At 68.0% G+C, this 13,879-nt stretch carries 12 protein-coding genes; 9 read left to right on the plus strand and 3 right to left on the minus strand.

Annotated features, from left to right (window positions below; genetic code table 11):
- The first annotated feature begins 147 nt into the window (after window positions 1-147).
- Window positions 148-1,422, plus strand: coding sequence for a hypothetical protein (locus ACZ4EG_RS46120; RefSeq protein ID WP_467794996.1), 1,275 nt, complete (start codon window positions 148-150; stop codon window positions 1,420-1,422).
- 50 nt (window positions 1,423-1,472) lie between these two features.
- Here ACZ4EG_RS46120 and ACZ4EG_RS46125 read toward each other — a convergent pair whose 3' ends face one another.
- Window positions 1,473-2,042 carry a TIGR03086 family metal-binding protein gene (locus ACZ4EG_RS46125; RefSeq protein WP_453561545.1) on the minus strand — a complete coding sequence of 190 codons (570 nt, stop codon included), beginning with the start codon at window positions 2,040-2,042 and terminating at the stop codon, window positions 1,473-1,475.
- Between the two features lie 345 nt (window positions 2,043-2,387).
- Here ACZ4EG_RS46125 and ACZ4EG_RS46130 point away from each other — a divergent pair, with 345 nt between their 5' ends.
- The 7 genes from ACZ4EG_RS46130 (at window position 2,388) to ACZ4EG_RS46160 (ending at window position 11,237) form a co-directional block, all read left to right on the plus strand.
- Window positions 2,388-3,866 (plus strand): DUF4158 domain-containing protein, encoded by a 1,479-nt coding sequence (locus ACZ4EG_RS46130; RefSeq protein ID WP_467794997.1) that lies wholly within the window; start codon window positions 2,388-2,390, stop codon window positions 3,864-3,866.
- A gap of 28 nt (window positions 3,867-3,894) precedes the next feature.
- A complete protein-coding gene (locus ACZ4EG_RS46135; RefSeq protein ID WP_467794998.1) occupies window positions 3,895-4,365 on the plus strand; it encodes a hypothetical protein in 471 nt (156 codons plus the stop codon).
- Between the two features lie 80 nt (window positions 4,366-4,445).
- The gene (locus ACZ4EG_RS46140; protein WP_467794999.1) at window positions 4,446-7,913 is read left to right on the plus strand and encodes a tetratricopeptide repeat protein; all 3,468 of its coding nucleotides are present in this window, start codon (window positions 4,446-4,448) and stop codon (window positions 7,911-7,913) included.
- Window positions 7,914-8,036: 123 nt separating this feature from the next.
- Window positions 8,037-8,639: a recombinase family protein gene (locus ACZ4EG_RS46145; RefSeq protein ID WP_453561552.1), complete on the plus strand. Its 603-nt coding sequence runs from the start codon at window positions 8,037-8,039 to the stop codon at window positions 8,637-8,639.
- Window positions 8,590-10,146 (plus strand): S1 RNA-binding domain-containing protein, encoded by a 1,557-nt coding sequence (locus tag ACZ4EG_RS46150; RefSeq protein ID WP_467795000.1) that lies wholly within the window; start codon window positions 8,590-8,592, stop codon window positions 10,144-10,146. Before ACZ4EG_RS46145 ends, ACZ4EG_RS46150 begins: the two co-directional genes overlap by 50 nt.
- Window positions 10,124-10,750 carry a HEAT repeat domain-containing protein gene (locus tag ACZ4EG_RS46155; protein ID WP_467795001.1) on the plus strand — a complete coding sequence of 209 codons (627 nt, stop codon included), beginning with the start codon at window positions 10,124-10,126 and terminating at the stop codon, window positions 10,748-10,750. The genes ACZ4EG_RS46150 and ACZ4EG_RS46155 overlap by 23 nt, the downstream gene beginning before the upstream one ends.
- A 19-nt stretch (window positions 10,751-10,769) precedes the next feature.
- Window positions 10,770-11,237 (plus strand): hypothetical protein, encoded by a 468-nt coding sequence (locus ACZ4EG_RS46160; protein WP_467795002.1) that lies wholly within the window; start codon window positions 10,770-10,772, stop codon window positions 11,235-11,237.
- 173 nt (window positions 11,238-11,410) lie between these two features.
- Here the strand turns inward: ACZ4EG_RS46160 and ACZ4EG_RS46165 are convergent, their stop codons facing one another.
- Entirely contained in the window at window positions 11,411-11,986 is a 576-nt protein-coding gene (locus tag ACZ4EG_RS46165; RefSeq protein ID WP_467795003.1) for a hypothetical protein, read from the minus strand.
- Between the two features lie 145 nt (window positions 11,987-12,131).
- On the opposite strand from ACZ4EG_RS46165, the gene ACZ4EG_RS46170 reads away from it, so the two are divergent.
- Window positions 12,132-12,413, plus strand: coding sequence for a hypothetical protein (locus tag ACZ4EG_RS46170; protein ID WP_467795004.1), 282 nt, complete (start codon window positions 12,132-12,134; stop codon window positions 12,411-12,413).
- Between the two features lie 285 nt (window positions 12,414-12,698).
- Here the strand turns inward: ACZ4EG_RS46170 and ACZ4EG_RS46175 are convergent, their stop codons facing one another.
- Window positions 12,699-13,007, minus strand: coding sequence for a hypothetical protein (locus tag ACZ4EG_RS46175; RefSeq protein WP_453561560.1), 309 nt, complete (start codon window positions 13,005-13,007; stop codon window positions 12,699-12,701).
- Window positions 13,008-13,879: the final 872 nt, after the last annotated feature.

The raw sequence follows: 13,879 nt of genomic DNA on the forward strand, positions 1-13,879 counted from the left end.
GACATACGAAGGCGTGAACGCCTGGGTGGCATTCTCCACGAGTACGAACATGCCGCGTGACCTGGGTGGACGAGGTTTCCGGCAAGGGCAGGGCCAGCCGCGCGCCGTCGCCCCGCGTCCTCGCATAGGCAGGTCTCTGCCACCGCGATGAACTGTGTGCACTGCGGCAAGCTGCTGCCCGAGGGCTCGCGGCGGGACCGGGCGTACTGCGACAACAAGTGCCGGGGGCTGGCCTCCTACTACCGGCGCAAGGCGGGCGTACCGCCCCCGCCGCGCTGGCAGCACCCCGCCTTGACCTCGGACAACCTCGCGCTACGGTCGGCTGCGGCCCGCGCCAAGCAGCTCGGCGAGGCCAACGGATGGTCGCCGTCGCTCGTGCGGTGCGCGATGGACGGCCTGACGGCGGTGCTGGAGCACCGCCCGCCCGGCAAGCCCGTGAAGCTCACCGAAATCCGCACGCGAATACCTCGACACGCTTCCAGTTTTCGGGTCGCCGAGGTCCTCGCCGACCTGGACCTTCTGGAAGATGACAGCGCCTTGGCGATCCGCTCCTGGATCGACGACCGCACCGGCGAACTGCCCGCCGGCTTCGCCAGCGACGTCCGCGCCTGGCTGCTGGTCCTCCTCGACGGCGACAGCCGTGCCAAGCCACGGTCCCGCACCTGTCTCTACGTCTACTTCGGCTGTGTCCAGCCCCTGCTGGAGAACTGGGCGACGACCCGCGGGCACCTGCGCGAGATCACCGTTGCCGACGTCACGACCGCGCTGTCACCCCTGCGTGGATGGCAGCGTCGCAACGCCATCGCGGCACTGCGCTCACTGTTCCGCTTCGCCAAGAAGCGCGGCCTGATCTTCGCCAACCCCACCATCCGACTCAAGGCAGAAGACATCCCACGCAGCCTGCTGCCGATGACCGACGCCGAAGTGCTCGCCGTCCAACGGATCGCCGTCACCCCCGCGCAACGGCTGATCGTCGCCCTGGCTGCCGTCCACGCCGCCCGCGCCACTGCTATCCGCCGTCTCACCCTGGACGACCTCGACCTGCCCAACCGCCGGATCAACATCGCTGGACACGCCCAACGGCTCGGCGAACTGCCCTACCAGACCCTGCTGGCCTGGCTCGGCCAGCGTCGGGCCGCGTGGCCAAAGACCCCCAACCGGCACGTCCTGATCAACCCGAAGACAGCCCTGGGAACCGGGCCCGTCAGCCCCGAATACCTCAAGCGGCACCTGCTGCACCAGGGCGTCTACCTCGAACGCATCCGCGGCGACCGGGTACTGCACGAAGCTCTGACCGCCGACGCCGACCCACTACATCTCGCCCTGGTCTTCAACTTGTCCCACACCACCGCGAGCCGCTATGCGGCCATCGCCCAGAGCTTGCTGGACGACCAGATCGAGCGGGGCGCCGGGAACGAATGAATATCCTGCCCATCAGGTGCTCGGGGGCGATCAGTTGCCATCGATCGGTCTCACAGCTGCGGTGGGACCGGCCGGCCGAGAAACGCGGCAAGCCGATCGATGGCCGGAGCGGTCTCCTCGACGGGTTGCGGCTCGGCGAATCGTCCCGTTCGGGACTGAGCGGAGAATTGGACCTGAACGAACGCCAGGCTCTGCTCGGCAAGGTCTTCGGGCAGCAGCGCAGGGATTCCGGTGGCCTGGGCGAGGTCCCATCCGTGAGCGAGCAGGTCGTACAGGCGGATCTGCAAGCGCTCGGCGCCCGTGGCGCTCCCCAAGGGTCCGCGATAACTCCGCTCAAGCACCCCGGGACGGGAGAAAGCGGCCAGCAGTGAAGCGCTGGAGGACCGGTAGGCTCCGACCGGGTCGTCACCGAGGGGGTCTGCTCCGCGCTCGGGCATCGGGCCACCCTCGATCATGGCTGCGAACACCAGGTCCATGCCGACCAGGTGGGCCACCACCTCGCGCACGTTCCATTCCGTGCACGGCGTCGGCTCCTTCCACTGCTCGGGGCGGACCTCGACGAGCAGGTCGCCGACAGATTTGCATGCACGTGCGAGATCTTCGACGGAAACGGTAGTCATCCGGGGAGACTACGGCGTCAACTGCCCGGCTGCCCAAGGGATTTGCATCGGTGCGAAGAAGCCCTGCCGAATCGGGCGACCGCGCGATCGCTGAGCGTCGATGGGTGACAGCTGCCGCAGGTACCTGCCCCGCTCACTAAACTCAGCGACGACGAACCCACCGCACTTCCGAGCGCACGTGCAGAAGACGCCGTGGGTTCCCGGTGAAAGTCCCTCAGTCACGCTGAACCCACGGCCGTCGTGTACTTAACGAACATGTCACCAGCCGCAATAGCGGTTGATCGCCTGCGGCTCTTTCGCCGTACTGGCCGGTACTGACTGGGGTGTTCGGCATCATGTGCGCTCGTGGGGCGACAGCCGGTGGGGATGGACGAGCTGGTCGAGGACTGGACGGTGCTCGATGACGAGCTAGAACTGGTGACGGGCAGGCGCGGCCCGACGCGGCTGGGATTCGCGCTGCTGCTGAAGTACTACACCCGGCATGGCGGGTTTCCCCGGGGCCGGGCGAAGTTCCCGGACGAGGCGGTCGCCTTCGTCGCGCGGCAGATGAAGGGGCCTGCCGCGGACTTCGGCCTATACGAGTGGTCCGGGCGGACGATCGAGTACCACCGGGCCCAGATACGCGAGCATCTGGGGTTCCGGGTGTGCTCGGTGCAGGACGCGGAGAAGCTGACGGCTTGGCTGGCCGGGAACGCGGCGCACGCGGAGCGGCATGCGGACCGGGTGCGCGGGGAGCTGCTGAAGCACTGCCGTGAGGAGTGCATCGAGCCGCCGGCGCCGGACCGGATCACACGGATGGTGCGGTCGGCCCTGCGCGCCGCGGAGGAGAGCTGGTTCGCCACGATCGCTGCCCGGCTGACGCCGGAGGTGCGGGCCCGGGTCCTGGCCCTGGTGGTGGCGGGCGTCGCAGGTGAATCGGAGGGCGCCGAGGAGGACGAGGGGGGCGACGGGGAGTCCGTACTGGCCCTGGTCAAGGCGATGCCGGGGAACGTGAGCCTGGAGTCGATGCTGCGGGAGATCCGCAAGCTGACCGCGATCCGGGCGATCGGTCTTCCGGCGTCGCTGTTCGCCGACGTTACACCGAAGGTACTGGCCTCCTGGCGGCAGCGGGTGGCCGTCGAGTCGCCGTCCCACCTGCGTCGGCGCTCACCGGAGGCGGCGGTGACGCTGCTTGCCGCACTGCTGGTGGAGCGGGAGCGGGAGGTGACCGACTCGTTGGTCGACCTCCTGATCGTCACGGTGCACCGGATCGGTGCCCGCGCCGAGCAGAAGGTGACGCAAGAACTGATCAACGCGTTCAAGCGGGTGTCGGGCAAGGAGAACATCCTGTTCCACATCGCCGAGGCGGCCCTGGCCGAGCCGGACGGCGAGGTCCGCGAGGTCGTCTTTCCTGCGGTACGCGGGGGCGAACAGACGCTGAAGGAGCTGGTCCACGAATACAAGACGAAGGGGCCGGTGTACCGGCGGACGGTGCAGACCACGCTGAAGGCGTCGTACACCAACCACTACCGGCGGGGCCTGACCGAGCTGCTGGGCGTCTTGGAGTTCCGCTCGAACAACTCCTCCCACCGGCCGGTGATCGAGGCGCTGCAGTTGGTGCAGCGGTACGCCAAGGCCGGGAACACCACCTACATGCAGGCGTCGCTGGTGTACGTCAACACCCTCATGCTCCAGGACGTCCTCGCCGAACCCGCATGGGCCGGCCTGCTCACGTCCGCCGACCGACGCGGCCTGACCCCGCTCTTCTGGACTCATGTCCGCCCCTACGGCGAGGTCCGCCTCGACATGACCTCACGCCTGCTCCTCGGCACCCCCACGACCTGAACCGCAGCCACCTCATCAAGGAGATCCGATGGATCCGGAAGCACTGAACTACCTCGCCCAGACCGGAGGCGCAGCGATCGTCGCGGCCATGACCACCGATGCCTGGCAGACTGCCCGCATCCGGACCGTGCAGTTCTTCCAGCGCCGTGGCAGGGACCCGCGAGAGATTGAGGGCCAGCTGGACCGTAGCGTCGCCCGTGTAACACGTGAAGGGACCGAAGCTGCCCGTGAGGGCCAGGTGACCAGGTGGCGAGAAGACCTGGAAGACCTCCTGCACGAACGCCCGGACGCCACGGACGAACTCCAAACCCTGATAGATCAGATCAACCGGGCACTGCCCCAGCCACAGCAGCAATGGGTGCAGCGGTACAACATCACCGCCCGCGACAACAGCAAGGTCAACGTGGCGGGACGCGACGTCAAAGAGTACGCGACCAGCATCGACCAGGTGCGGCCCCCGCACCGCGCGGACGACACGAGCACCGGCGACGACCAGTGAGCGGACCAGGCACACCTCCGCAGGGCGACGAGGGCCCCCACCACGTGATCCGTGCACAGGACGCCGCGACCGTATACGTAGTGAACGGCCCCGCCGATCTGCATGTCTTCCAAGACCGCGGTCCGGTCTACCGGCTGACCGGACATCAGCCCCAGCAGGGGAAGGAGGACACCGCGTGGCTGCTGGCGCAGCCCAGCCGCCTGCTCGCCGCCCGCTCCCGGGTCGTCGACTTCACCGGACGCGACCAGGAACAGGCCGATTTGGAGACCTGGAGGGACGCGGCCGGCCCGCGGATGGCCGCCCGATGGCTGCATGCTCCCGGCGGGCAGGGCAAGACCCGTCTGGCCGCCGAGTTCGCCACCCGCAGCGCTGCCGAGGGATGGAAGGTCGTGACGGTGGTTCACGGCAAAGGCACGTCCACCCCGCCCCCGCAGAGTGTCGACTTGCGCCTGGACAGCGCGGCCGGGGTACTGCTGGTGGTGGACTACGCCGACCGGTGGCCGCTGACGCACCTGAACTGGCTTTTCAGTAACACCCTGCTCCACCACCGGATCCCCACCCGCCTGCTGCTGCTGGCCCGCTCAGCCCATCCGTGGGCTCCGGTGGAGTCCGCCCTGGAGGAGCTGCACGTGGCAACTGACCAGTACACACTTCAACCGGTGCCTGTCGGGGACGCGGCCGGAGAACGGGAGCGGATGTTCGCGGTCGCCCGCGACTGCTTCGCCGCCCGCTACGGCCTGCCCGACCCCAGCCGAATAGGGCCCCCCGGCCCGCTTCACCATGCCGACTTCGGGCTGATCCTGGCCCTGCACATGGCCGCCCTGGCCGCCGTCGACGCCTACGTCCATGGCGACCGGCCCCCCGCGGACATGGCTGGCCTGTCGGCCTACCTGTTGAAGCGCGAACGCAGGCACTGGCAGCTGCTGTACGAGAGCGACGTCGAGGGCCTGGACTACAAGACACCACCGCATGTGATGCGTCGAGCCGTGTTCGCCGCCGCCCTCACCGGCGCGACGCCGCACCATCAGGGCACGGCCATCCTGCGCAGCCTGGGCCTAGAGACACACCCTGACCGAGTCCTCCACGACCACGCGGTGTGTTACCCGCCCAGTGAGGCGAACAAGGTACTGGAACCGCTCCTGCCCGACCGTCTCGCCGAGGACTTCCTCGCCCTCGCCCTGCCCGGACACGACGTGCAGGATCATTCCCCGACCCCGTGGGCGAGCGAGGTGATCGAGGTGCTCATCACCCGAGAGCTAGACGGGTCAGCACCCACCCACACCGCCCGCGCGATAACTTTCCTCGCCGCCGCCGCCGAACGCTGGGACCACATTGGTCCCTTACACCTGTATCCCCTGCTCCACCGCGACCCCCAACTCGCCCTCGACGCCGGCAGTGCGGCGCTGACCGCCCTCGCTAGCCTCAAGGACGTCGACCCCGCACTCCTGGAAGCCATCGAAGCCCGTTTCTCCTCGCGGCGCACCGACCTTGATCTTGGCATCGCCGCCCTGACCCACCGCCTTACCCCCCACCGCATAGCCGCCACCGGTGACCTTGCCGAGCAAGCCCGCCTGTACGGCGTGCTTGCATTACGCCAGTGGTACGCCGGCAACCATAACCAAGCCGTCGAAGCCGAAGGCCAGGCAGTTGAGCTCCTGCGGCAGCTGGCGCAGGCCGACCGGGACGCCCACGAGCCCGGCCTCGCCAACAGGCTGTCCAACCTCAGCAGGGGCCTGTCAACGGTGGGGCAGCACAAGGCCGCTTTGCGGGCTGCCGCGGAGGCGGTGGCGGTCCGCCGACGCCGAGTGTTAACACGGCGGGGCCTTTGGCGACTTCGGAAGATAAAAATGGTTGACTGGGCCGGGGCCGCTGCCGCCCCGCTGGCCGACCTTGCGATATCGCTGACCCGCCTTGGAGATTGTCTGAGGAAGGTGGGGAGGTACGAGGAGGCTCAGCGGGCTGTCGAGGAAGCGCTGGAGATCCATCGGCGCCTCGCACCGTTGAGCTTGCTCAATGTCGACCTCGCCGAGTCCATGTCTGATCTTGCAGCCGCCCTGACCGCGATGGGGTCGTCGCAGGAGGCATTCGAGGCCACGGAGCAGGCGGTGAGGATCTACCGACGGTTCGTGCCGACGGACCCAGTCGTCTACGAGCCCAAGCTCGCGGAGGCGCTGAGCTGCCTCGCTCTCGCCCTGTCCAACGCGGGGCGGCAGCAGGAGGCCCTAACCGCCATCGAACAGGCGGTGGAGATCTACCAGCGGCTCGCGCAAGCGCGCCCAGCCGTCTACGAGCCCAAACTCGCGGAGGCGCTGACCAACCTCTCCGCCACCCTGATCGCGGCGGGGCGGCAGCAGGAGGCCCCAACCGCCGCCGAACAGGCGGTGGAGATCAACCGGCGGCTCACTGAGACGAACCGACCCGTCTACGAGCCTGACTTCGCCAAGTCGCTGACTAGCCTGGCTTTCGCCTTGTCCAAGGCGGGGCGGCGGCAGGAGACCCTAACCGCCCTCGAACAGGCGGTGGAGATCTACCAGCGGCTTACGGAGACGAACCGACCCGTCTACGAGCCAGAACTCGCGGAGGCGCTCATTAGCCGTGCGGCCCACATGGACGAGGCAGGACGGTTGGACGGAAGGTTGGAGGCCGCCGAGCAGGCAGTCAGCGTCTGCCGACGGCTGGCGCAGGCCGACCTGACCGCACACGAGCCTCGCCTTGTCCGCTCGTTGAATAACCTTGCCATCTTTCTGACGAAAGCGGGGCAGTTGGAGGAAGCCGTGACAGCCAGCCAGCAGACGGTGGAGATCTATCGGCGGCTCGCGCAGACCGATCCAGTCACACACGGGCCCGACCTGGCAATATCCCTGAACCAGCTCGGCATCCGCCTGGCCAAGACGGATCGATGGGAGAACGCACTGGCCGCCACGGAAGAGTCGGTGAAGACCTGGAGGAAGCTGAGCGCGCCAGGAGGCTGGCGACACCGCACTCGCACACGGACAAACCTGGCCGCGTACGAGGCCGACATCGCCCACTCATCCACCAACCTCGGTATCTGTATGTTCTATGTGGGATTCCGTGAGGGTGCAGTGGACGTCACCCAGCAGGCGGGGGCCGAGCTGCTCGCCCGGGCCGCCGAGGACGCCAACCTGGATCACTCCCACCGCGTGTGGGGGGCTAAGGCATTGTCCGGGATGCGGGGGCACGAGCAGGCTGGGGCCGACCTGCTGCTCCGCCTCGCTGAGGACACTGCCCTGGACGACGACCTGCGCGTGCGGGCGGCCGCGGCTCTGGCCGAAGTTGAGGGGCATGAGCAGGCGGGAGCCGACTTGCTCGGTCACTTCGCCGAGGACACTGCCCTGGACGGCTTCCCGCGTGTGGGGGCAGCCGGGGCCCTGACGTTCATGGAGGGGCATGAGCGGGCGGGTGTCGATTTGTTGCTCCGCTTCGCCGAGGACAGTGCCCTGGACGACGACCTGCGCGTGCGGGCGGCTGAGGCCCTAGCCGACCTGTGCATTGCCAGGCCCCCGGCGGGCGATGGAAACGGTCGCTAGGGGAACCCCCACCGAACAATCGTGATCTTGCTCGGTCAGGAGGATCGACCTGTGCTGACGGCGTCTCATTTAGGGTGTCCGGTGATCTGTACGCTGAGCGGGGGCTTATCGTACGCTCCGGGAATGAGTGAACGCGTCGGCTACGCGAGATGCAGTCTGGACAAGCAAGACCTCACCGCCCAGCGCGAGATCCTGCTTGGCCTGGACGTCCCGAAGGACCGGATCTACCTGGACCACGGACTGACCGGAACCAACCGCGACCGGCCGGGCCTGGCCCAGGCCCTCGCGGCCGTGCGCGCCGGCGACACCCTCGTCGTCCCGAAGCTCGACCGCCTCGCACGCTCGGTACCCGACGCCCGCGACATCGGCGATTCCCTCACCGCCCGCGGCGTCAAGCTCTCACTGGGCGGCACCCTGTACGACCCCGCCGACCCGATGGGCAAGATGTTCTTCAACATCCTGGCCACCTTCGCCGAGTTCGAGGTCGATCTGCTGGGCATGCGCACCCGCGAAGGCATGGCGGTGGCGCGGGCCAAAGGCAAACTCAAGGGGAAGCAGCCCAAGCTCACGGCCCGCCAGCAGACCCACCTGGTCCAGCAGCACCAGTCCGGCGAGCACACCATCGCCGACCTCGCCGAGCTCTTCTCCGTCAGCCGCGCCACGGTCTACCGCGTCCTTGAGCGGCACCAGAACGCACCCGCGCCTTCGACCTCCGGCGGGCAGTGACGTGCTGCCCTACGTCTACCAGGTCACCAAGTACGACTCTGCCGACCGCGATGAGCACGGCCACTACACTGGCGCCCAGCCCGCGACCAGTGACCACGGACCGGTCGAAGCCGCCTACCTGCAGGCCGTTGCCGCCTTCGCCGAAGAGACCGGTGTCGACCAGCTGGCCATCCGCGAACCGCAGATCGGAGGCTTCGCCCACTTCGGCTTGGAGCCACCGGTCGACGGCTACGGTCTGGCCGACCTGTTCCCGGCCGGTCCCACCGGTTTCCACGACGGTGCGCTGGTGCCGATCTCGGTCGGCCTGGAACTCGTCCGTGCCATGCTCCGCGACAACGGCGCCTGGTGCCGTTTGGAGGTGGAGGGAACATTCGCCGTCCACGTCGGATGGGACCAGTACCTCTACGTCGGCAGCAACCAGCCCTGCGAAACAGCGCTGGCCCGCACCTGCTCGCTCGGCCTGTTCCCGGAACGCCTGGACGCATCACCGTACAACTTCGCCCCCGACGACCCCCTGCACGAGCAGCGCCCGGCCGACGCCGACTTCTGGGCCCGCCTGCACTGGACGGTCAGCGCCCACCGCGCCACGTTCCTGGAGGAGACCTACGCCGCGAACGCCTCCCGGTGGCACCGCCTCACCCGCGACAACATCGCGGCGGTGCGCTCCCAGCTGACCCCTCGCGCCCAGCTGGCGGTCTGGCCGGACCTGCTCACCGACGTCGACGCGGCCATGACCTCTCTGCCCGGGAAGGGCCTGATGGAAATCATCTGGGAGGACGAGGACGGGCGGATCACCAGCACGGTCGTGGACGAGACTCAGTTCGAGGCAGTGACCTCCCAGATCACCGGCGCGTGTGCTGCCGGCGTCGTATCCCTGGCTACCGATGAGCGGCACCCGCTGTTCACCGCTGTACTGCCCGACAGCGACGGTGTTCTCCGCGCACGCTGGCAGACCGAGCCGACGCCAAGCGACCGAGACTGGGCCTTCCTGAAGACCCTGCGGCGCGGCCAGGTCGTCACCGGCACGGTGACGACCATCGCCAGCTTCGGCGTCACGTTCGTGGCCATCGGCGGCTTCACCGCGATGATCAATATTCCGGAGCTCTCCTGGCGTCCGTTCAACCACCCGTCCGACGTCGTCAGCGTCGGCCAGGAGGTCACAGCCGAGGTCCTCGATGTCGACATGGTCCGGGAACGGGTGCCGCTGTCGCTCCGAGCAGTGCAGGAAGACCCGTGGCCGCAGGTAGCGCAGCGGATCGGACAGGTGGTCACCGGACCGGTCACCAAGATCGTGCCGTTCGGCGTCTTCGTGCGCATCGAAGACCGAGAGGACGGCTTCGAGGGGCTCGTGCACACCAGCGAGCTGGATGAATCGCCCGGAGACGTCGTCAAGGTTGGCGACGCCCTTACCGTGAAGATCACCGATGTCGATCTCGCACGGCGCCGCATTGCCTTGTCGCAGACGCAGGCCCGTACAACCCGCCATGAGGGAGATCGCCATTCCTGACGAAACGGCTGCCCACACGCGCAAGGAGCAGGAGTCCAAGTCCGGCGCTGAGCCGGATGAGTTGGCCCTGCACCTGGCCTCGTTGTCCCATCCTGAGGCAACCGTCCGAAGGAACGCTGTGGGCGGCATCCAGTCGCACGGGGCAGGAGATCCCCGGGCCGTGAAAGCTCTGCTTCCCCTCCTCAGCGACCCATACGTTCGGACCGGAAGTCGGGCTCGGTACGTCCTGACCTCCTGGGGCCAGTCCATCGTGCCGTTGCTGCAGGAAATCCGCCGCGCGGGGCCCGGGCGGCTGCGTGCTGCAGCCTTGACCGTCCTCGCAGAGATTGTCGGCGAGGACGGCCTGTCCGCCCGAGACCGGGCAGCCGTCGAACGCCTGATCCGTATCAAGCTTCTCGCCGACCGCCCCGAGCCGCTGTCGGGCTGCTGGATCCACTGGATCGCAGTCCCTACCGGAGATCAGCAGGGAATCATGGATCTCCTCGGCCTGACCCAGCCGCGACCAGTCACCTTCGCGCTGGCCAACGATGTCGTTGACGCCGACAGCCACGACGGGCCGGCAGATGGCCCCGGGTGCTTCTTCCCGGGTATTCGTCAGCCCTGAGCTCGACGGCTGGACCTTCGTGGCCGGCCGATGGTGTGACCCGATCGACGACGAACGCGCCGACGAAGTACTCGGGGCCTGCGAGAGACTCAGCACCCATTACGGCCAAGCGCAGGCGTACTACTACGGCGCCCAGGGGGACGGATCCGCGTGGGTCGTCGCCGAGAACGGTGTCGTCATCCGTCGCTACAGCGAGACCGGCGACGGCGATGACTACCTGCTGACCATCGGCGACCCCCTGCCGTACGAGCGGGAGCGCCGCGTCGAACTGGGACTGTCTCCCGATTGGGACGCGGCCCACGCCTCGGAAGACGAGGAAGACGAATGGAAGTGGGCGGTGTTCGATATGGCTCCGGCTCTCGCCCAGGCCATCGGCCTCAGCCCCCTGACCATCGGCTCCGACGTCCCGATGCGCGGAACAGGGGTACTGGCCCTCACCGAGTACGGAACTGCCAACGGAGTACCGCCAGGTGCCTACAGCATCTGACGAACCATGACGTAGCGGCGCACGAGGAAGCCCGTCGGCAGCCTGTCGATTACACAGAGCTACTTGTCACTTCGCGGCAGCTTCGGGAGTACTGGGCCTAACAGCCTGCTCCGAGCCCGCCGCACCGCCCTCGAAGCCTCCGGGCAGCTGGCATTCGAGCCGTAGGCGAGCGCTCAGCGGCGTCGCAGGAGGCCCCTACGTGTTGGCCGGTCCCGCTCAGTGGGGCGGAGTACCCTGCGGCACCCGGCGGTGAAGTTGTCGAGCATCAGCTCCATGTCGCCCTGGTCCCGATGGGCAAACTGCAGCTGGCTCTGGAGCAGTTCGTGGCGGTCGCGGCCACCAGCGACTTCCGCAGCCCAGTCGCGGATACGTCCGGACAGAAGCTCGATGGCTTTCGCCGCGTACTCGGCACCGTTGGCGACGTCGTACGGGCCCTCGATGGCTACGGCACCGACGGTCCGCGCGACCGCGGCACGCTGCTCGTCGACCTCCTGAAGCCGTGCCTGCACGGCGGCCTGGTCGAAGTCGTCGCTCTTGAACACGTCCAAGAGCGCGGCTGCCGCGTCCCGCCTGGCGAGGAGAGCCGTCGCACACGCGCCGTACGCCTGGCGACGGGCTTTCTGTTCCTCCGCGGTCGTCTGTGCCCGGCTGGTGATCCTGGCCGAGCCCAGCGTTCCAGCCGCTCCGACCACCGTGCCAAGAAGCGTGCCGCCGATGCCGACGAGGCCCAGCAACGTCGTTGAGTCCACAGGGGCATTGTCGGGGACGGAAAACACTCCGGGAATCGTGGGCCAGGCCCGCCTTCATGCCTCGCGCACACGGAGGGCGACACCGCCGGGGCGGGGCCATGGTCTCCAGGCTCGCGGAGTCCGAGCGGCGGAACGAGGCACAGCGGTGAACACCCCGGACGCGGGCCGGCCGGGCGCCGCCGGAGCGGGCAGGGCGGAGCGTTTCCAGGTCCGGATGACGCTCCGGGACGGCGGCCCGTGCGCCGAGGGAACCTGGGCGGAGCGGGCGGTGGCGCTGGTCAAGTTCCGCAGCTGGACCCATGGCAGCCGGGAAGGGGTGAGCATCACCCTGACTGCCGAGGCCGGTGGGACGCAGCTTCGGACGTGGACGAAGGCACGCAGTGAGGAGATCCACCGCGCCAATAGGCCTGACCTGGGCACTCCCTGATCGCTGTTTCGAAGCCGCCGCGGGGTGCGCCTGCGGGATACGTTGATGGCGTCCCGCTTCGTGGTGTAGGCGATCAAGGCGCCGGAATCCGCAGGTCGGGGCCGGTGGCCCCGCCGGAGCGAGGCTTCAACTCGCCCCAGCAGGGCACCTCGTGGACTGCCGCCTCCACGGAGATCGTCATGGGCCTCGAACCGGAACGCGTAACGCTTGATCCCCTACACCACGACGCGGGACACGACCGATACGTTGGGTGAGCGGGGACCATCAAAAGCGAAGAACCGGCGCTCAGGATGCGGCAGGACTCGGCTTTCTACGCTGGACGAGGACGCCGACCGCCGTGGAGACGAGAGCGCCCGCGAGCGCGAGCCCGGCATAGCCGGCCCGCTGGGTCCGCTGCGCGGTGCACTGGCCGCGATAGCTGGAGTACCCGTCCTCCGTTGCCTCCGCATGCGGAGATATGACGGAGCCGCACTTCAGGGAGAGGGTCTGCTGCAGCCCGCTCGAGCGCACGACCGTCTCGTGGAAGTCAGCCGGAATCAGCAGCATGAAGCCCGCCACGACCGCCAAGAGGACAGTCAGGACTGGCCACACCAACTGATCGATTCTCGCTCGCTCCGTACGCGCCAGTTCCGCCCGAACCTCCGACGGCAACTGATGCTCACTCCCAAAGGACATGCTGTATCGAACCCCCGTCACCTGCTGACATGGCCATGGACTGACAGGAGAGCCTATCGGCCACAGGCTCGGGGCGGAGTCTGTGAGTATGAGTGGTTGCGGTGCAGAGAGTGCCGCTGAGATTGATATTGCTGGGGGTCAAAGCACTGGCTGCGACAGCGGCTGCACTATGGCTGGCCGGTGGAGCGTGCTCTGTCGGAGAGGAGTCCGTGAGGGGTTACCAGGGCGGAAGCTGATCAGGACTGCTCTGCTCGCGAGGTGGCCGAGCTGCGGAATGCTGCCCGGGGGGAAGGGTGGGACGCATCGGGCTCGGCGGCATGCACCCGCCGCTGTTCCGGCGCTCGAAACGCGAACGACTGGGCCGTCAGAGGCTTCAAGCCGAGGACATCGGAGATGAGCGGCACACCGATCGACAGGCCAGACCGCGAGCGTTGAGAGCCCTCGCAAGCCACTCGCCGAACCCGGCATGACTCGGTCACTACTCAGGGAGAGGCCGGGCATGCCGGGGGCGTCGCCGTGACCGGAGTCAGGTCGGCCGCCCGGCGTCCCAGGAGTCGGACTGCGCACGGGCCTGTCTGGGCGTCGATCGTGAAGCACTTCGGGCAGTACGGGCGCCCGGTGGTCTGCGCACGTACTTCTGCCGGGCACAGGCGGGGCAGGCGGGGGCCTACCATCAGGCCAGTGATGATGACGCGTTCAGAAGCCGTATCTCAACCGATCATGGAACGTGCAGGTCGAACAGGTTTCCCGCCGGGGTGATCTTCCCGGTGTACGCGCATGAAGGCAGGGCC

The sequence above is a fragment of the Streptomyces sp. NPDC025638 genome (assembly GCF_055558775.1).

What these genes read in the sequence shown, in the direction of transcription:
- ACZ4EG_RS46120 (WP_467794996.1), top strand. Translation starts at nt 148, where the DNA reads ATGAACTGTGTGCACTGCGGCAAGCTGCTGCCCGAGGGCTCGCGGCGG.
- ACZ4EG_RS46125 (WP_453561545.1), bottom strand. Translation starts at nt 2,042, where the DNA reads ATGACTACCGTTTCCGTCGAAGATCTCGCACGTGCATGCAAATCTGTC.
- ACZ4EG_RS46135 (WP_467794998.1), top strand. Translation starts at nt 3,895, where the DNA reads ATGGATCCGGAAGCACTGAACTACCTCGCCCAGACCGGAGGCGCAGCG.
- ACZ4EG_RS46145 (WP_453561552.1), top strand. Translation starts at nt 8,037, where the DNA reads ATGAGTGAACGCGTCGGCTACGCGAGATGCAGTCTGGACAAGCAAGAC.
- ACZ4EG_RS46155 (WP_467795001.1), top strand. Translation starts at nt 10,124, where the DNA reads ATGAGGGAGATCGCCATTCCTGACGAAACGGCTGCCCACACGCGCAAG.